The sequence below is a fragment of the Streptomyces sp. NPDC024687 genome (assembly GCF_055559055.1).
In genome coordinates, this window is the sequence record NZ_JBVHLJ010000002.1 from 365,864 (window position 1) to 383,993 (window position 18,130).

The window sequence follows — 18,130 nt, forward strand, 5'->3', positions numbered from 1 at the left end:
GCGCTCCTGGCAGGATGGCCGGCATGGAACGTGTGCTGGGAATCGGCGGATACTTCCTCAGGTCGGACGACCCCGTGGCCCTGAGCGCGTGGTACCGCGACTGCCTGGGCCTGGAGGCCGACGAGAACGGACTGTGGCGGCAGGAGGCCGGGCCCACGGTGTTCGCGACGTTCGAGTCCGGGACCGCCTACTTCGGGTCCCGCGCGCAGCAGACCATGCTCAACTTCCGGGTCCGCGACCTGGACGCCATGCTCGCGCAACTGCGCGCCGCCGGAGCGGACGTGGCCGAGGAGACCCAGGACATGGAGGGCGTCGGCCGATTCGGCTGGGTCACCGACCCGGAGGGTAACCGCATCGAGCTGTGGCAGCCCGCCTGACCGGCCGAAACCCCGGTCTCAGCCGGTGTGCCGGATCCGGAAGCGGCCGGGTTCCGACGGATCCCGGTCGACGATCCGGACCGGTGCCCGGTCCCACTGCCAGACGCTGACGCCGGGCACGCGGGAGAACCGGATCGGCCCGCGGGTGCCTTCGACCGCCACGCGCGGCCAGGCCCCGGCGATGCCCGCCCGATCCGTCCCGTGCGAGCGCAGCACGTCGGCGAGGACGGCGATCGTGTCGAAGCCCACGAAGGAGGGCGCCGCACCCAACCGCTCGCGGAGGGCGGTCTCCACCCGCGTACCGAGTGGGCCGAGGTGCTCGGGCAGATAGCGCAGGAACGGGATTCCGGCGCCGTCGCCGCCCAGCAGGGCCGCCCATTCGGCGAACTCGGGTTGCCCGGCCGGAGCGCCGATCATGCACTCGGCGAGGCGCTGGTCACGGCGGACGGATCCGACGATCGACACGGCCGGCTCGGGGAAGCCGGCCAGGAGCAGGAGGGCCGTCGCCCGCCGGTCCACGAGCCGGTCGCACACGTCCTCGGAGGTGAGTGCCCGGGCGTCGAGTTCGATGACGGTTCCGCCGCGCGGAGCGAGGTGGTCGCGCAGGATGCGGGTCCCCGCCGCCCAGTAGAGGCTCGGTTCGCTCGCCACGGCGATCCGGCGGTGACCCGCTCCGAGGAGGAACTCCGCGTAGACCTGCCAGCCGTGGGACTGCGGCGGGGGCAGCCGCGCGACCCATTCCGTCGGCTGTTCGGTCAGCGTGTCGAGAACTGCCGACGAGCAGAGGAACGGCAGGCGGAGGGCGTCGGCCCTGGTGGCGGCGGCGCGGGCGACGACGCTGTGATGCTCACCCGCCACGGCGGCCACGCCCAGCCGAGCCAGTTCGTCCACGGCCGCCGCTGCCCGCTGCGGATCAGCCGCGGTGTCCCTCACCAGCAGCTCGAGTGGCCTTCCGCCGATCCCGCCGGTGTCATTGACGTCATCGACGGCCAGCTCCAGGCCGGCGAGCAGGTGCCGGCCCGCCTCGACCCACCCGGGCCGGGTCAGGGGAACGAGCGCGCCGATCCGGACCGGCCGTGTCGCCGGACGCGCCTGGGTGGTCATGCCGGACATTGCACCCGCCCCTCTCCCCCGCAGGCAACCCCATTGACGGTCCCCGCTCCACCCGGCCGTCCGCCCCGTCCGGGCTACTCCGTGGTTCCGGGGGGCGGGATGACGCCCGTCGTCGTCAGTTCCCGGTACCACAGGGCGCTGTCCTTCAGCGTGCGGCGCTGGGTCTCGTAGTCGACGTGGACGATGCCGAAGCGCTTCGAATAGCCGTATCCCCACTCGAAGTTGTCCATCAGCGACCACACGAAGTACCCGCGCAGATCGACGCCGGCGGCGAGCGCCCGGTGGGCGGCGACGAAGTGCCGGTGGAGGTAGTCGACGCGCTCCGGGTCGTGGACGGCAAGGCTGCCGTCCGGGCGGGTGGTGAGGTGGTCCTCGAAGGCCGCCCCGTTCTCGGTGACGACCAGGGGCTGGTCCGGGAAGCGGGCGTGCAGGTCCAGGAGGAGTTCTTCGAGTCCGTCGGGGTCGATGTTCCAGCCCATGGCGGTGTGCGGGCCCTCCTGCGCGACGAACTCGACCTGCGGGGAGCCGGGCCAGGGCGAGCCGCCCATGTCCTTGTGACCGTCGTTGTTCTGACGTGCCGTCGTGCCGTCCCACAGGCGAACCCGGGTGGTGGCGTAGTAGTTGACGCCGAGCAGGTCCAGGGGCTGCCGGATCAGGGCGAGGTCACCGTCCTCGACGAACGACCAGTCCGTGACGCCCGCGGTGTCCTGAATGAGGTCCCGCGGGTAGTGGCCACGCAGCAGGGGTTCGGTGAAGGCGCGGTTGGCCAGCGCGTCGATGCGGCGTACGGCTTCCTCGGCACCGTCCCCCTCGCCGCGCAGGACATGGAAGTTGAGGGTGACCGAGTACTGCGGGTCGTTGGTGGTGACCTCCCTGAGCTGCTGAACCGCCAGCCCGTGGGCGAGGTTGAGGTGGTGGACCGCGGTCAGCGCCGCGGCGCCGTCGCTGCGGCCGGGGGCGTGGGCTCCGGCGCCGTAGCCGAGGTAGGCGGAGCACCACGGCTCGTTCAGCGTGGTCCAGATCGCGACCCGGTCACCGAGGGCCTCGCCGACGACACGGGCGTACTCGGCGAAGGCGAAGGCGGTCTCGCGGTTCGTCCAGCCACCCTCGTCCTCGAGGGCCTGCGGCAGGTCCCAGTGGTACAGGGTCGCGACGGGGGCGATGTCCCGCTGGAGCAGGCCGTCGACCAGCCGGCTGTAGAAGTCCAGCCCCTTGGGGTTGGCCGGGCCCCGGCCGGTGGGCTGGATGCGCGGCCAGGCGATGGAGAACCGGTAGGCCTTGAGGCCCAGGGACGCCATGAGGTCGAGGTCCTCGTCGAGGCGGTGGTAGTGGTCGGCGGCCACGTCACCGGTGTCACCGTTCCACGTCTTGCCCGGCGTGTGGGAGTAGGTGTCCCAGATGGAGGGACCGCGCCCGTCCTCGTCGGCGGCGCCCTCGATCTGGTAGGCGGCGGTCGCGGAGCCTAGGAGGAAGTGCGCGGGGAAGGACAGGGGCTGGGCTGTCGACATGCGGGTCGCTTTCCGGTGAGGGCCAGGGGATGGGGGCGGTGCCCGGGAACCACGGTGATGTTAACGTTAACAAGCTGTCAAGACCTCCGCCCCGGCCAATCCCGCTACCCCCCGTCTGCCTCGGAGTACGCCCGCGTTCTCGCCCCCGCGTCCGTTTCGCCGCCGCGCCGACGCAGGAGGCGGGGCTGGTCGTGTTCCAGAACCACCGGTGGCACGCCACCACCGCCGGCACCGACGGAGCGCGACAGGTCGTCCTCACCGCGGTGGAGGCGGGCACCGCCACCCGTCTCGGCGCCGTCGCCGTGACCGACGCCGAGGTCGTCCTCGCGGTGGAGAGCGACGAGTCCGGCTACACCTTCCACGCCGGGAACAGCACCGTGGGCGGCATCGAGCGGCCCTTCTTCAGCACGGAACGCGCCGGCGGGTTCGTCGGCGTCCACATCGGCCTGTACGGCGTGGGCGACGCGGAGGTGGGCAACGCGGGCGAGGCCCTTGTGCGGTGGTTCGAGTACGGGCCCCGCCCTGCCGTCGGCGCGGGAACGGATCAGCTGTAGAAGTTCTTCGCCCAGCGGTGCCCGGCCAGCAGGGACAGCTCTCGCGGGGTGAGCGGCGGGGCGTCCGCGATCGCCGCGTTGCGTTCGACGTTCGTCAGGGACCGCATCCCCACGACGACCGTGGAGACCGCCGGCCCCGCGAGAGCGAACCGCAGGGCGGCGGACGGGAGTTCGTCGACTCCGATGCCCAGGTCGGCGAGGATGGCGTCGACGCGCTGCTCGACCTGGGCGGGCCGGTCCTCCCTGAAGTACCAGTTGCGCCAGTCCCCTTCGGGGAAGGTGACTCCCTTGCGGATCGATCCGGTGAGGGCGCCTTCGTCGAGGGCGACACGGACGATCACGCCGACGCCGTACTCCTCGCAGGCCGGCAACAGGGCGTCAGCGGGGGTCTGTTCGAAGACGTTGTAGATGACCTGGACGGTGTCCAGGACGCCGGTGCGCAGCACGCGGAGGACGTTCTCGGGCTGGTGGTCCTTGACGGAGATCCCGAAGAACCTGATCTTGCCCTCCTGCTTGAGGGCGTCCACCGTCTCCAACAGGTCGCCCTGGCCGGTCCATTCGTCCTCCCAGGTGTGCAGCTGGAGGAGGTCGACGTGGTCGCGGCCGAGTTCGCGCAGGCTGGTCTCCAGACTCTCGCGCAGATGGGAGCCGGGGAACACCTCCATGGGGTCAAGACCGCTGGGCGCCAGCGAGACGGGCACCTTGGGCCCGGCCTTCGTCGCCACATGGACGCCGTCGCCACCGCCCGGCAGTTCCTTGAGCGCGCGGCCGACGACGCGCTCGCTTCGGTCGTAGGCCCGGGCGGTGTCTATGAAGGTGACGCCCAGGTCGAGAGCGCGGTGCAGGGCGCGTACGGCGGAGTCGTCGTCGGCGCCGACCCAGGCTCCCTGGCCCAGTCCCCAGGCGCCGTAGCCGATCTCCGACACGGTCAGTCCGGTGCGGCCGAGTTCGCGGTAACGCATGTGCTGTCGTACTCCCTGGGTGAGGCCCTTGGCGCAGGGCGGCGGAACGTCGAACGGAAGTCGCGCTTCAGGAATCCGCGCGGGGTAGGGCCGTGCTGTGCCGTACGACGAGTCGCGGCGTGATCTTCTGCCGCTGCGCCGGTTCCCCGTCCACCCTGCGCACCAACAGCTCGATGGCGCTCCGGCCGAGGTGGGCGAAGTCCTGGCGGACCGTGGTCAGGGCGGGTACCAGGTACCCGGCGCCCTTCATGTCGTCGAAGCCGACGACCGACACGTCGTGCGGCACCTTCACACCTCGTTCGGCGAAGGCGGCCAGCACACCCATGGCCATCTGGTCGTTCCCCGCGAAGACGGCGGTGGGCAGGCCGCCGTCGGCGTCGCACAGTTCGTGGGCCAGGCGGAACCCGCTCTCCGCGCCGAAGTCGCCCTCCAGCAGGGGTCCTTCGGCTGCGGCGGCGGTGAGTTCGGCCCGCCAGCCCTCGACCCGGGCCCGGGCGTCGAAGGTGCGCAGCGCGCCCGTGAGGTGGGCGATGTCCCGGTGCCCGAGGTCGAGGAGGTGCCGGACCGCGAGCCGGGCGCCGAGTTCCTGGTCGACCTCGACGAAGCTCAGCTCGGGGTCGGGCACGTTGCCGGACATCACCACCGCCACCGGCACCCCGAGGGCAAGGCCGGACAGCGCCTCCACCGTCTCGGGCCGGTCCGCGACGACCGCGATCGCCTCGACGGACTGGTCGGTGAGCCGTTGCAGGGTCTCCATGAGGTCAGCGGTGGTGCTCTCGCCCTGCCGACTGGCCAGGCTCACCCAGTAACCGGCCTGCTTGGCGGTGGTCTCCACGCCGAGGAGGATGCGGGGCAGTTCGAACAGTTCCGACCCGACGATCACCACGCCGATCGTCGAGGAGCGACGGCTCTTGAGGGCCCTGGCGACGCTGTTGCGGCGGTATCCCAGCTTCTGGATCGCCGCCTCGACCCGGGCCCGGGTCTCCGGCCTGACCGACGGATGGTCGTTGACGACACGGGAGACGGTGATGTGCGAGACGCCGGCCTCCCGGGCCACATCCATCATGCCCGGCGGCCGGTCCATGTCACCCGTCCTCTGCCCTCGACCCCAGCAGGCGGCCCACGCCCACCGGCGATACTGCCACAGGCGCCGGGCCGCCTCTTCGCCTCAGGAGGGGTACGGCGCCCTCGGGCCGGTGCGCGGCGCCACCGCGCTCCGGCCCGGTCGTCCGGCACGCCTCGGCGCCCGGCCTGTGGGTGAGCCGGTGAGTCTCAGGACGTGTACCGCGGGGTCCACTGGGCCTTCGCGATCGCTTCGCGCAACTCCGCCTCCGTCGCCTCCGGGGCGACGCCGTCCTCGACGGCGGCCTGGGCCACGGCGAGCGCGATCTCGCGGGCCGCGTCCCGCATGCTCCCCAGCGGGGGCAACAGCGGGGTGGCGCCGTCGGTGCCGGCCCGTACCGCGCAGTCGCCCACGGCCCGGGCCGCGGCCACCATCATGCGGTCGGTGACCCGGGTGGCCCGGCAGGCGGTGACCGCCAGGCCGACCGCGGGGAAGACGTAGACGTTGTTGGCCTGCGCGACCGGCACCTCGCGGCCGTCCACCTTCAGCGGCGGGAAGGGCGATCCGGCGGCGATCAGGGCCCTGCCGCCGGTCCAGCGGGCGAGGTCGGCGGGGTCGGCCTCGGCGTTCGAGGTGGGGTTGGACAGGGGCAGGATCACCGGCCGGTCGCAGGACTCGGCCATCGTCCGCACGATCTCTTCGGTGAAGGCGCCGTGCGCGGTGGACAGCCCGATCAGCACGGTCGGCTTCACCTCGCCGACGACCCGGGCAAGGTCGGGCGCGTCCCCGCCCCACTGTCGTACCTCTTCGTCGTCGCGGGCGTAGACGCGCTGCTCGGGGGTGAGGTCGGTGCGGGAGCTCACCAGCAGGCCGTCGATGTCGACGAACCAGAACCGGTCGGCCGCGTCCTGTTCGGAGAGGCCCTCCTCCACCAGTGCGGTGCGGATCATGTCGGCGACCCCGATCGCCGCCGATCCGGCGCCCAGGACCACGATCCGGTGGTCGGTCAGGGCCGTCCCGGCGACCTTGGTGGCTGTGCTCAGCGCGCCGAGTGCCACGGCCGCGGTGCCCTGGATGTCGTCGTTGAAGGTGAGCAGCCGGTCCTGGTAGCGGGTGAGGATGGGGCGGGCGTGGGCGGTGGCGAAGTCCTCCCACTGGAGCAGGGTGCCGGGGAGCTCGGCCTCCACGGCGGAGACGAACGCCTCGATCAGCTCGTCGTAGGCGTCGCCCGTGACGCGGTGCTGCCTGCGGCCGAGGTAGTGCTCGCCCGCGAGCAGTTCCTCGTTGTCGGTGCCGACGTCGAGGAGGATCGGCAGGGTGCGGGCGGGGTGGATGCCGCCGATGGCGGTGTAGAGGCTGAGCTTGCCGATCGGGATGCCCATGCCGCCGACGCCCTGGTCGCCAAGACCCAGGATGCGCTGGCCGTCGGTGACGACGATGACGTCGACCTCGCCGCCCGGCCGGTTGCGCAGGATCTCCCGGAAGCGGTGCCGGTCCTCGTAGGTCAGGAACAGACCGCGGGGCCTGCGGTAGATCTCGCTGAAGCGCCGGCAGGCCTCACCGACCGTCGGGGTGTAGACGACCGGCAGCATCTCCTCCATGTGCCGGGTGAGCAGGCCGTAGAAGAGCACCTCGTTGGTGTCCTGGAGCTGGCGCAGGTAGATGTGCCGGTTCAGCGGCTTGTCGTAGCCGAGGAACGCCTCGTACGCCCGGTCCGCCTGCTCCTGAAGCGTCTCCGTCGCCGGTGGCAGCAGCCCGTCCAGGCCGAGGTCGGCGCGTTCCTCGGGACTGAAGGCGGTCCCCTTGTTGAGCAGGGGGTCGGCGAGCAGGGCGGTTCCCCGGACACGGTCGGGGCTGGGTGTTGCCATGGTGTTCCTCGGTTCGAAGGACAGCAGGGACGGTTTCGGCGTGCACAACTCCCCCGTCCGCATCCCTACTGCCCCGTCCCCGGGCGACGGAATCACCCGGTGTCACCCGATGGGCGGCTCAGGCGTCCCCCGCCGCGTGGACGCGCTGCCCTTCGACGAAGGTCTGCAGGACACGCGTGGCGGCGATCTCCTCGGGCGGGCCCGCGAAGGGGTCGCGGTCGAGGACGACCAGGTCGGCCGACTTCCCCACGGTGATGGTGCCGGTGATGTCGTCGAGGTGGTTCACGTAGGCGCTGCCCGCCGTGTACGCGGCGATGGCGGCGCCCAGGTCGAGGCGCTGCCCCGGGAGGAACTCCGGGGTGCCCTCGGGGGCGTCGGGGGCGATCCGGTTGACGGCGACATGGATGGCCTGGAAGGGGTCGGGGCTGCTGACGGGCCAGTCGCTGCCGGCGGCCAGGGTGGTGCCGGCGCGCAGCAGGTCGCCGAAGGGGTACTGCCGTGCGCCGCGTTCGTCGCCGAGGAAGGGCAGGGTCAGTTCGTCCATCTGGGGTTCGTGGGCGGCCCACAGCATCTGGAGGTTGGCGCTCGCGCCCAGGGCACGGAACCGGGGGATGTCGTACGGGTGCACGACCTGGAGGTGGGCCAGGTGGTGCCGGGTGTCGCGCCATCCGTTGGCCGTGCGGGCCGACTCCACGGCGTCCAGGGCCTCGCGCACCGCGCGGTCGCCGAGGGCGTGGAAGTGGACCTGGAAGCCGGACGCGTCGAGTTCGGTGACGTATTTCTTCAGGTCGTCCGGCTCGACGAAGCTGATGCCGCTGTTGTCCGAGGCGCAGCCGCAGCCGGTCAGATAGGGGTCGAGCATCGCGGCGGTGTGGTTCTCCGCGATGCCGTCCTGCATGACCTTCACGGTGCCGGCCCTGAACCGTCCCCGGTTCAACTCCTCGCGTCGGGCCACGAGTTCGGGGATCTGTTCGGCGCCCCGCTCGCGGTCCCACCACAGGGCGCCGACGACCCGGGCGGTGAGCAGGCCCCGGTCGAGGGCCGCGAGGTAGGAGGGCGCCGGGTCGGTCAAGTTGGCGTACGCGCCGACGATGGCGTCCTGCCAGGCGGTGACACCGTGGGAGTGCAGCACGGCCTGCGCCCGCAGCAGGGCCGTGAGTTGGGCCTCCGCGGTGGGGTCCGGAACCAGCCTTCCGACCAGGTGGACCGCGCCCTCCTGGAGCATGCCGGTGGGGTTGCCGTCGGCGTCGCGTTCGATCCGGCCGTCGGCGGGGTCCGGGGTACGGGCGTCGATGCCCGCGCGTTGCAGGGCGCGGCTGTTGACCCAGGCGCCGTGGTGGTCACGGTTGGGCAGGAAGACGGGGCGGTCGGGGACCACCGCGTCGAGGGCTGCTGCCGTGGGCGCCCCACCGGGGAACGCCTCCAGGGACCAGCCGCCGCCGGTGATCCACTCGACGTCTTGGTGCTGATCGGCGTACGCCTTGATCCGGCGCAGGTACTCGGCAGGGTCGACGGTATCGGCGAGGTGGCACAGGCCGAGCTCGAGGCCGGCGCCCTGCGGGTGGACATGGGCGTCCTGGAAGCCCGGCAGGAGCAACTTCCCTGCCAGGTCGACGACTTCGGTGCGCGGGCCGATCAGCTCGTGCACCTCGTCGTGGCCCACGGCGGCGATCCGCCCGTCACGCACGGCCACGGCGGTGGCGCGGCTGCGGGCGGCATCGACGGTGTGCACGGGACCGCCGGTGAGGACGAGGTCCGCGGTGTGTGACATGGGGGTGAACTCCAGGAAGGGTCAGACCGCCGTGCGGTCCATCGGCAGGGTCAGGGACTCGGCGTCGGTGCCGCGCCCGGTGCTGAAGTACGGCGAGTGCCGCACGTACTTGGCGACGGCGGCCATGGCGAGGCCGGCGAGGACGATCGCGGCGGGCAGCGAGAACATGAACCAGCCGTTGTCCGGGCTGAGTTCGAAGTGGTCGCTCATGGTCAGGTACGAGTATCCGAGGTAGCCGCCGAGGCCGAGCAGGATCAGGCCGGACACGGCGGGCACGCCGATGGCGAGCAGTGCCTCCCGCGGCCCGTCGTGACGCGCGGAACGGAAGCGCACGGCGCAGGCGAGCGCGGTGAGGCCGTAGTAGAGGGCGACGATCAGACCGATGGCGTTGACCGCGGCCAGCAGCATGTCGCTCAGCTTGGGGATCGCGACGGCGAGCAGGGCGACCACCGCGGCGATGGCCATCACGACGACCGTGCCGGCGGCGGGGGTGCCGTAGCGCGGGTGGAGGCGGGTCCACACCGGTCCCATCGTGCGGTCGCGGCTCATGGCGAACAGGCCGCGTGCCGTGGGGATCAGGGTGGCCTGCACGGAGGCGACCGCGGAGAACATCAGCGCGACGAGGGGGAGGGTGGCCCAGGGTTCGGCGGCCAGTTTCTCGCCGAGGTACGGCAGGGCCTGGGGGCCGTTGCGGACGAGTTCGGCCAGGCTCATCTCCCGCTGGAAGGCGACCGAGGCGAAGAGGAACAGTCCGAGCATCGCGAAGAGGGCGATGAGGCCGCCGCGGGCCGCGTCGCCGGGGCTCTTCGTCTCCTCGTTGACGCTGAAGGCCGCGTCCCAGCCCCAGAAGAAGAACACCGCGAGGACCATGCCCTGGGCGAAGGTGGTGCCGCTGGAGATCTCGAAGGGGTTGAACCAGGACAGCGAGAGCGCGTGGTCGCCGGTGATCAGGGCCCAGCCGCAGAAGGCCAGCAGGACCGTGTACTCGAAGACCAGGAGGGCGAACTGGAAGCGGGTGGCGGCCCGCACCCCGGTGACGGCGAGCGCGGTGAGGGCGAGGAGGATCACCAGTCCGACGGCGGTGGTGACACCGGTGGACGTCGGGTCGAGAACGATGCCGGCGAGGCTGTGCAGCCCGGCCTTGTTGGCGAAGGCCAGGACCACCGAGCCCATGATCGCGCTGGTGTAGGCGCAGAAGATGACGGAGCCGACCAGGGTGACCCAGCCGGTCAGGAAGCCGGGCCAGGGACCGAGGGACTTGCCCACCCAGACGTAGCCGTTGCCGCAGTTCGGCTCCGAGCGGTTCAGGCGGGCGTAGGCGGTGGCGATGCCGAGGACCGGCAGGAAGGCCAGGAGCAACAGGGCCGGGGCCTGGAGACCCACGATGGTCGCGATCGTGCCCATGCCGATGGCGATGCTGGTGGTGGCCGCGGTGCTGGACGCGGCGATGGCCACGCCGTCGACGACGCCGAGGGAACGGCGCAGATCCGGGCTCGGAGCGGAGGAGAGGGGAGGTGCGGAGGCCATGGAGGGCTCCTCGGGGACGGGAGACGGGGAAGAGCCGCGCGGTGAGGTGATGGAACAGCCGATGTCCACATTGGGTCAACCCTGTTGACGTAAGGCGGCCGGGGTCGTTCACTGAGGGCCCGGGTCGTTCTTTCATGGAGGGCCCCGGCGAGAGGATCCCGGTCATGTCCAGCCGTGTCCCGGAGGAACGTCGACGTCGGCGGCCCACCCGCTCCGGAGTCCTGCTGTCCGAGGGCCTGATCGTCGAGACGGCGCTGCGGCTGATCGGCGAGCACGGTTCCGAGGCGCTGAGCGTGCGCCGGCTCGGCTCGGCGCTGGGCTGCGACCCGACCGCCCTGTACCGCTACTTCCACGACACCGACGACCTGGTGCTCGCCATCGCGGACCGGATCATCGGCGACGCGATGGCGGGGTTCGTCCCCGGGGACGACTGGGTGGCCTCGCTGCGCGAGATGGCTCTGCGGGTCCGTGCCGGATACCTCGCCCATCCGCGGGCGGCCGCCCTGGCCGCGCACCGGGTGACCCGGCGCAGCAGCGAGATCCGGGCGGTGGACACGGGGATCGGCCTGCTGCTGTCCGCGGGCTTCGCGCCGGCCGCCGCCGCCCGCCTGTACCTGGCCTTCATCGACACCGTGCTCAGCCACGCGGCCACGGACGCGGCGTTCCAGGCACTGCCCCGGCAGCAGCGCGAGGCCGACCGGCGGGCGTGGCGGGAGGTCTACCAGGACCTGGACCCGGTGACGTACCCGGCGCTCACCGCGGTACGCCGCGAGCTGCCGGGGATGGCGGACAGCTCATTCGAGGAGGCGGTGGACCTGCTCCTCGAGGCGCTGGCGGCGCGCGCGCCGACGCGGTCGACGTCCACGGGGGGTTCGTCAGCCGGATGAGTTTTTCCGTACGTTCCCTGGGGCGGCGGTTGGCTGGAGTGGCTGGACGGTAGCAACGCCAAGTTCGCACACCTGTCCATAGGGGGGACTCCATGATGAGACACAGACGATTAGGTGCCCGCCCCACGGTCGCGGCGCTCGCGCTCGCACTGCTCGGACTCGGTTCGGGCCCGGCGCTCGCCCACCCCGCGAAGCCGTCCTCACGGCACTACACCGCCGTCGACCTGGGCACGCTCGACGGCACCTACAGCTCGGGGTTCGCCCTCGACCGTGACACGGTGGTCGGCAGCTCCACACGAGCCGGCGACGACTTCAACTCGCACGCCTTCGCCTACGACCGGTCCACACACGTCATGACCGACCTCGGCACGCTCGGGGGACCGGAGAGCCTCGCCCTCGGCGTCGAAGGCCGCTATGTGATCGGCGATTCCTCGCTGGCGGGCGGCGACGTCCACGACCTGCGCACCCACCGCACGCAGAGCATCGGCACCTTCGGCGGCGGCGACAGCCATGTCACCGCCATCAGCGGCGGCTTGGTGGTGGGAAGCGCCAGGACACCCGGCAACCAGAACACCCACGCCTTCGCGTACGATCCCCGCACCCGCGTCCTGACCGAACTCGACTCTCCGGTCGGCCCGGACGGGACCAGCACCGCGGCCGGGACCTCCGAGGGCCGGTACGTCGCGGGGACCTGGGACTACCCCGACACGCCGTTCGAGGGCGGCCATGCCTACGTCCACGACCTGCGCACCCGGGCCTGGACCGATCTGAGCGCCTACGACAACGGCGTCTCCAGCAAGGTCACCTCGATCACCGGCCACACGGTCGTCGGCACCTTCCAGCCGAAGCCGGACGGCTCCTCCGGGACTCCTCCGGAACGCGGCTTCGCGTACGACATCCGCAGTGGCCTCTGGTCCGACCTCGGCCCCGAGATGTCCTACGGCCCGGTCGTCACCGGGCACACCGTCCTGGCGATCACGCGCCCGGGTGCGTACGCCTACGACCTCCGCTCCAGGACCCTGTCGGCCTTCGGCCCCGGACCGGGACGGACCTACATCAACGGCGTGGCCGGAAAGTTCGCCGCCGGCGACACCAATCCCGGCTCCTTCGCCTACGTCTACCGGGTCGACACCGGCGAGTTCACGCTCCTGCCCGCCGTCGGAGGCGTCCATTCCACGGCGTCCGACGTCGACCGGCAGGGTGCCGCGGTCGGCAACAGCGCGACGGCGTCCGGCGATCCCGCGAGCCCTGACGGCGTGTACCACGCCACCCTCTGGACGCTCCGGCTCGACTGACCTTCGGAGGGCGTCCAACGCGGGCCGATGTGCCGTGCGGCACATCGGCCCGCGTTGGACGCCACCCTGCGGCCGGGGCCGCATGCCAGACAAGTGGCTCGAATACGACGTACGTCCCGCGCGCCCACCGCACCCCTCGGACATCTGCGCAGGAGCATCACACAGGCTGCACACCGCCTTTCGAAAGCCTCGCTACTTTTGCCTCGGCTCGATCCTCCGTGCGAACGAGACCGGCCACGGCCATCGGGCCGATGGTGCAGTCGACTCAGGAAGACCAGATGGACTACTGCTCCTCGTGCCGTCGGCATCTCAACGGCGCCCTGGCGTGTCCCGGATGCGGCGCCTACGCCCCGGACATCGCTCCCCCCTCCCACCTCCTCGCGACGACGGGCACGGCGTCAGCGGCGTGGGACGAAGCACCCAAGTGGCACGACGCGGGCCTCCCCGAGGAGCCGGCGACCGGCACCGACCCGGACGTCCCGTCCGAGGACGTGGCGGACGCTCCCGTCGTGGCGGAGGGGCGGGCGGCACGTCGGCGCCAGCGCGCCCGCTGGAAGAAGAACCAGCGCAAGGCCGTGGTCGCGACCGCCGTCGCCCTCGTCGGTGGCGGCCTGACCGTCACCGCGATGAGCCAGCAGTCCAACACCCGCAACCAGGCGGCCGCCTCGCCGGACAACCGGTCCATGGGTGTGGCGGAGCTGCCCACCTCGGACGACGCCCTCCCGGGGTCGAAGTCCGCCACGGCACAGCAGGCGTCGACGTCCACCCCCGCCACGAAGGTCGGCTCGCACCGGCGGACCGTCGACTCGGCGTCCACCACGACCCGGTCGTCGGTCCACACCGACTCCGCCACCTCCCCCACGCCCACGGCGACGACCGCCTCGCGGTCGCAGTCCCAGGGCACGCTCTCGACGTCGGCCGCGGCCGGCACCGACACCGGCGGCGCGAGCGGTACGACCACGACGACCACGGGCACGACCGGCACAACCGGTACGACGACGGGTCAGACCTCCACCTCGTCCACCTCCGGCACGACGACCACGACCACGAACACGGGCACCGGCGCGAGCACGAGTGGCGACAGCTCGACGACCGCGCAGACGGGCACCTCGTCGTCCGCGACCGATCCCTCGGGACTGTGCGTGCTCAACCTGCTCTGCATCAGCTGAACACCGGGCCTGCCCGTCAGTCCGCTACCAGGCCAGCGGAAGCGTGGCGAGGTGGTCGTCGAGCAGGCCCGAGATGATGCGGTCGTCCCGCACGGAGGGGTGCCAGTCGCAGCCGAGGTGATCCAGGGCGGTGTCGGCGTAGTACCAGTGACCGACCCGCGCATCGCCCCGCGCGTTGCGGGTGCGGGCGATCCTTTCGACGGTCTCGGCGAAGGGGGTGGAGCCCAGACCCGTGGCGCTGACGACGAGGAACGTCCTGGGGCCGTAGCGGGCGCGCAGCTTGTCGAGGAAGCCGTGGTAGGCGGACTCGTAGGCGCTGACGAGTTCGGCCTCCGTGCTCCAGCGCTCCCCCGGGTTCAGGGGTGTGGAGAAGTCGTTGAGGCCCAGCCCGATGACGACGACCTGCGGCCGCCAGTCGGCCGGCTTCTCCCAGACGTCGCCCGCCACGCTCAGCAGGGCGCGGTCGTAGTAGGTGCGGAAGTCGGTGCCGGGGCTGCTGCCGTTGTAGTTGCGGACCATGCCACGGCCGGAGAAGGCGTTGATCTGGTAGTCGGCGCCGAGGTGCCGGGCGGTGAGGGCGCCGAAGGAGAGGTCGGAGTCGGTGTTCCGGTCGACTCCCCCGTTGCCCGAACAGTCACGGGTGCCGGAGAGGTTGCCGTAGCCCGCGGTGTAGGAGTCTCCGATGAACTCGATCTGCCTGCGCCGGGCCGGAGGCGGGGCGAGGATCGCGCCGCCCGCAGCGGCGACGAAGCCGCCGAACCTGCCCTCGCTCCAGGGACTTTCGGTGCGTTTGACGAGGCGCACGCGGTGTTCCGTGTCGGAGAGTCCCCTGACCCAGGCGGTGGTCCGGCCCGGGGTCACGAGGGTGGCCGCGGTCCTGCCGTCCACCTGGACGTCGTAGTCGTTGACGGAGTCGTCGAGGAGGACGCCGACGCCGGTGCCGCGGAACCGGGCCTCGAAGTAGATGCCGGGCCAGCTGTAGCGCACGAACCCGTCGGCGGCGGCTTTGACCCGGCCCACCGTGTGGAACCGGGCCGAGGCGGCGCCGGACGCCCGCGAGGGGGCGGCGACGGCGGCGACCAGGCCGGCGGCGGTGGCGGTCACCAGGGTTCTGCGGGATAAGCGACGGGGCGAAGGGGGCTGCATCTGGCCATCCTTGGCTGGTGGGCGCGGTCGGGGCGGGGTGTGGTGCCCGCCCCGGAATGCTCAGTACGGCCAGTACTGCCTGTACGACCCGTACGGCACGGGAGCGCTCCCACACCCCTGGCGTTGTTCAAGGTGACCCGCACCACACGTGTCCGTCAACCCCTCCTGCATGAGTCCGGATCTTCGGGGTAGCAGAGTCGATGCTTACCCGGGGGAAGGGCCGTCGCACCTGGGGAGGTCGAGGCGGCCCTTCTCCCACCCCTTTGCCCTCGGCCCGTGACCGGCAGCGCCGTCACAGGTCGAAGAGGCTTCTCGCGTTGTCGTGGCACACGGCACGCAGCCACTGCGGTCCGAGGTCCAGGCGTTCCAGGGCGTGGAGCTGGTGCAGGTAGGGGTAGGGAATGCTGGGGAAGTCGGAGCCGAGCAGGATGCGGTCGCCGAGCGCGGCGAGCCGGGGCAGGGCCGGGCGCGGGAACGGCGCGAGGCGCTCGGTGAAGTCGGTGAACGCCATCGTCGTGTCCAGCCGCACCTGGTCGTACCGCTCGGCCAGGTCGAGGAACTCCTCGTACTCGGGCATGCCCATGTGCGCGACGATCAGCCGCAGCCTCGGGTGGCGGGCCAGCACCCGCGCGACGGGCTCGGGGCCGGTGTGCTTGCCGGGCGCGGGTCCCGAGCCGCAGTGGATCACCACGGGGATGCCCGCCTCGGCCAGCACCCCCCAGGCCCCGTCGAGGAGTTCGTCGGCCGGGTCGTACCCGCCCACCTGGACGTGCGCCTTGAAGACCCGCGCCCCTGCCTCGACGGCCTCGCGAACGTATGACTCGACGTCCGGCTCGGGGTGGAGGGTGGCGGTGTGCAGACAGTCGGGCGTGCGGCGGGCGAAGTCGGCCGCCCATCCGTTCAGCCACCTGGCCATACCGGGTTTGTGCGGGTAGAGCATCGCGGTGAAGGCCCTGACCCCGAACTCCCGCAGCAGGGCCGTTCTCTCCGCCTCCTCCCTCCGGTACGTGATCGGCCACTCCAGTCCGCCGGTCAGCGTCCCGACACCGTCGAAGTACTCCCAGACCTTGTGCAGGACCCGCTCGGGCATGAAGTGGGTGTGGACGTCGATCAGGCCCGGCAGACCGAGGCCGCGCCAGAAACGGCGGATCTCGCCGGCCTCCGCCTCCGGCGCCGCCTCGCGATCGTCCATGCCGGTCAGGCGCCCAGCGCCGACAGCACCACGGACCTGGCCTCCTCCTGAACCCGGCTCAGATGGTCGGGCCCGAGGAACGACTCCCCGTAGATCTTGTAGACGTCCTCGGTGCCGGAGGGGCGGGCCGCGAACCAGGCGTTGGCGGTGGCCACCTTGATGCCGCCGAGGGCGGCGCCGTTGCCGGGTGCCTCGGTGAGGACCTGGGTGACCGGCTCTCCGGCAAGGGTGTCGGCGGTGACCTGGCGCGGGGACAGCTTGGCGAGCAGGGCCTTCTCCTCGCGGGAGGCCGGTGCGTCGACGCGCGCGTAGGCGGGGGAGCCGAAGCGGTCGGTGAGCGCGGCGTAGTGCTGCGAGGGGCTCTTGCCGGTGACCGCCGTGATCTCGGAGGCGAGCAGGGCCAGGATGATGCCGTCCTTGTCGGTGGTCCACACCGAACCGTCGCGGCGCAGGAAGGACGCGCCGGCCGACTCCTCACCACCGAAGCCGATCGTGCCGTCGGAGAGGCCGTCCACGAACCACTTGAAGCCGACGGGTACCTCGACCAGCGTCCGGCCGAGGTCCGCGGCGACCCGGTCGATCATGCTGGACGACACCAGGGTCTTGCCGATCCCGGCCCCCGCGGGCCACTGCTCCCGGTGCGAGAACAGGTACGAGATGGCCACGGCCAGGTAGTGGTTCGGGTTCATCAGGCCCGCGTCCGGTGTGACGATGCCGTGCCGGTCGGCGTCGGCGTCGTTGCCGGTGGCGATGTCGAACCGGTCGCGCTGCTCGATGAGCGAGGCCATGGCGTAGGGCGACGAGCAGTCCATGCGGATCTTGCCGTCCCAGTCGAGCGTCATGAAGCGCCAGGTGGGATCGGTGAGCGGATTGACCACCGTCAGGTCGAGTCGGTGCTGTTCGGCGATACGGCCCCAGTAGGCGACGGCGGCACCGCCCAGCGGGTCGGCACCGATGCGCACCCCGGCGGACCGGATCGCCTCCAGGTCCAGCACGTTCGGCAGGTCGGCCACGTAGGCGCCGAGGAAGTCGTGGCGGCCGGTGCCGGGGGCGGCCAGGGCGCGGGCGTAGGGGATGCGCCGTACGTCCTTCAGGCCGCCGGTGATGATCTCGTTGGCGCGGTCCTGGATCCAGGAGGTCGCCTCGGATCCGGCGGGGCCGCCGTTGGGCGGGTTGTACTTGAAGCCGCCGTCGGCGGGCGGGTTGTGCGAGGGGGTGACGACGACTCCGTCGGCGAGTGCCGAGGTCCGCTGCCGGTTGTGGGTCAGGATGGCGTGCGAGACGGCGGGGGTGGGGGTGTAGCCGTCGGCCTGGTCGATGAGGACGGTCACGCCGTTGGCCGCGAACACCTCCAGGGCCGTGATGCGGGCGGGCTCGGACAGGGCGTGGGTGTCGGCGCCGAGGAAGAGCGGGCCGTCGGTGCCCTGGGCGGCGCGGTACTCGCAGATGGCCTGGCTGGTGGCGGCGATGTGGTCCTCGTTGAAGGCCGCCGCGAAGGACGAACCGCGGTGTCCCGAGGTGCCGAAGGCCACCCGCTGGCCCGGTTCGGCCGGGTCGGGGTGGAGCGTGTAGTACGCCGTGACCAGACGGGCCACGTCGATGAGGTCTTCGGGCCCGGCGACCTGCCCCGCTCGCGCGTTCTGCATTTCCCCGCTCCTCCGCAAGGGTCGACCGTTGGGTACGGGGCCCATTCTCCCC

15 protein-coding genes are annotated in these 18,130 nt (G+C 71.8%); 5 read left to right on the forward strand and 10 right to left on the reverse strand.

Annotation, left to right across the window (positions count from 1 at the left end; all coding sequences use genetic code 11):
• Positions 1-23: 23 nt before the first annotated feature.
• On the forward strand, positions 24-377 hold the full coding sequence (locus tag ACZ39I_RS08080) for a VOC family protein (protein WP_352384636.1): 354 nt from the start codon (positions 24-26) through the stop codon (positions 375-377).
• Positions 378-395: 18 nt separating this feature from the next.
• On the opposite strand, the gene ACZ39I_RS08085 is transcribed toward ACZ39I_RS08080, so the two are convergent.
• Both ACZ39I_RS08085 and ACZ39I_RS08090 read right to left on the reverse strand, forming a co-directional pair.
• The gene (locus tag ACZ39I_RS08085) at positions 396-1,481 is read right to left on the reverse strand and encodes an ABC transporter substrate-binding protein (RefSeq protein WP_467243621.1); all 1,086 of its coding nucleotides are present in this window, start codon (positions 1,479-1,481) and stop codon (positions 396-398) included.
• Positions 1,482-1,564: 83 nt separating this feature from the next.
• Positions 1,565-2,998: a GH1 family beta-glucosidase gene (locus tag ACZ39I_RS08090; protein ID WP_467243622.1), complete on the reverse strand. Its 1,434-nt coding sequence runs from the start codon at positions 2,996-2,998 to the stop codon at positions 1,565-1,567.
• 29 nt (positions 2,999-3,027) lie between these two features.
• Between ACZ39I_RS08090 and ACZ39I_RS08095 the strand changes: the two genes are divergently transcribed.
• Positions 3,028-3,552, forward strand: coding sequence for a beta-xylosidase family glycoside hydrolase (locus ACZ39I_RS08095; RefSeq protein ID WP_467243623.1), 525 nt, complete (start codon positions 3,028-3,030; stop codon positions 3,550-3,552).
• Here ACZ39I_RS08095 and ACZ39I_RS08100 read toward each other — a convergent pair.
• From ACZ39I_RS08100 to ACZ39I_RS08120, 5 genes are all read right to left on the reverse strand, one after another.
• A complete protein-coding gene (locus ACZ39I_RS08100) occupies positions 3,543-4,514 on the reverse strand; it encodes an aldo/keto reductase (RefSeq protein WP_467243624.1) in 972 nt (323 codons plus the stop codon). The genes ACZ39I_RS08095 and ACZ39I_RS08100 overlap by 10 nt on opposite strands.
• A gap of 67 nt (positions 4,515-4,581) precedes the next feature.
• Positions 4,582-5,598 carry a LacI family DNA-binding transcriptional regulator gene (locus ACZ39I_RS08105; protein WP_467243625.1) on the reverse strand — a complete coding sequence of 339 codons (1,017 nt, stop codon included), beginning with the start codon at positions 5,596-5,598 and terminating at the stop codon, positions 4,582-4,584.
• Between the two features lie 188 nt (positions 5,599-5,786).
• A complete protein-coding gene (locus ACZ39I_RS08110) occupies positions 5,787-7,445 on the reverse strand; it encodes an NAD-dependent malic enzyme (RefSeq protein WP_467243626.1) in 1,659 nt (552 codons plus the stop codon).
• 118 nt (positions 7,446-7,563) lie between these two features.
• Entirely contained in the window at positions 7,564-9,216 is a 1,653-nt protein-coding gene (locus ACZ39I_RS08115) for an amidohydrolase (RefSeq protein WP_467243627.1), read from the reverse strand.
• A 21-nt stretch (positions 9,217-9,237) separates the two neighbouring features.
• Entirely contained in the window at positions 9,238-10,743 is a 1,506-nt protein-coding gene (locus tag ACZ39I_RS08120) for an APC family permease (protein ID WP_467243628.1), read from the reverse strand.
• A 164-nt stretch (positions 10,744-10,907) separates the two neighbouring features.
• Between ACZ39I_RS08120 and ACZ39I_RS08125 the strand changes: the two genes are divergently transcribed.
• The 3 genes from ACZ39I_RS08125 (at position 10,908) to ACZ39I_RS08135 (ending at position 14,094) form a co-directional block, all read left to right on the forward strand.
• Positions 10,908-11,630, forward strand: coding sequence for a TetR/AcrR family transcriptional regulator (locus ACZ39I_RS08125; RefSeq protein ID WP_467243629.1), 723 nt, complete (start codon positions 10,908-10,910; stop codon positions 11,628-11,630).
• 92 nt (positions 11,631-11,722) lie between these two features.
• On the forward strand, positions 11,723-12,925 hold the full coding sequence (locus ACZ39I_RS08130) for a hypothetical protein (protein ID WP_467243630.1): 1,203 nt from the start codon (positions 11,723-11,725) through the stop codon (positions 12,923-12,925).
• Between the two features lie 251 nt (positions 12,926-13,176).
• Positions 13,177-14,094 carry an SCO2400 family protein gene (locus ACZ39I_RS08135; protein WP_467243631.1) on the forward strand — a complete coding sequence of 306 codons (918 nt, stop codon included), beginning with the start codon at positions 13,177-13,179 and terminating at the stop codon, positions 14,092-14,094.
• A gap of 24 nt (positions 14,095-14,118) precedes the next feature.
• On the opposite strand, the gene ACZ39I_RS08140 is transcribed toward ACZ39I_RS08135, so the two are convergent.
• The 3 genes from ACZ39I_RS08140 to pgm form a co-directional block, all read right to left on the reverse strand.
• A complete protein-coding gene (locus tag ACZ39I_RS08140) occupies positions 14,119-15,240 on the reverse strand; it encodes an SGNH/GDSL hydrolase family protein (protein ID WP_467243632.1) in 1,122 nt (373 codons plus the stop codon).
• A 292-nt stretch (positions 15,241-15,532) separates the two neighbouring features.
• Positions 15,533-16,432: an amidohydrolase family protein gene (locus ACZ39I_RS08145; protein ID WP_467243633.1), complete on the reverse strand. Its 900-nt coding sequence runs from the start codon at positions 16,430-16,432 to the stop codon at positions 15,533-15,535.
• Positions 16,433-16,437: 5 nt separating this feature from the next.
• Positions 16,438-18,078 carry a phosphoglucomutase (alpha-D-glucose-1,6-bisphosphate-dependent) gene (pgm, locus tag ACZ39I_RS08150; protein ID WP_467243634.1) on the reverse strand — a complete coding sequence of 547 codons (1,641 nt, stop codon included), beginning with the start codon at positions 18,076-18,078 and terminating at the stop codon, positions 16,438-16,440.
• Positions 18,079-18,130 lie beyond the last annotated feature (52 nt).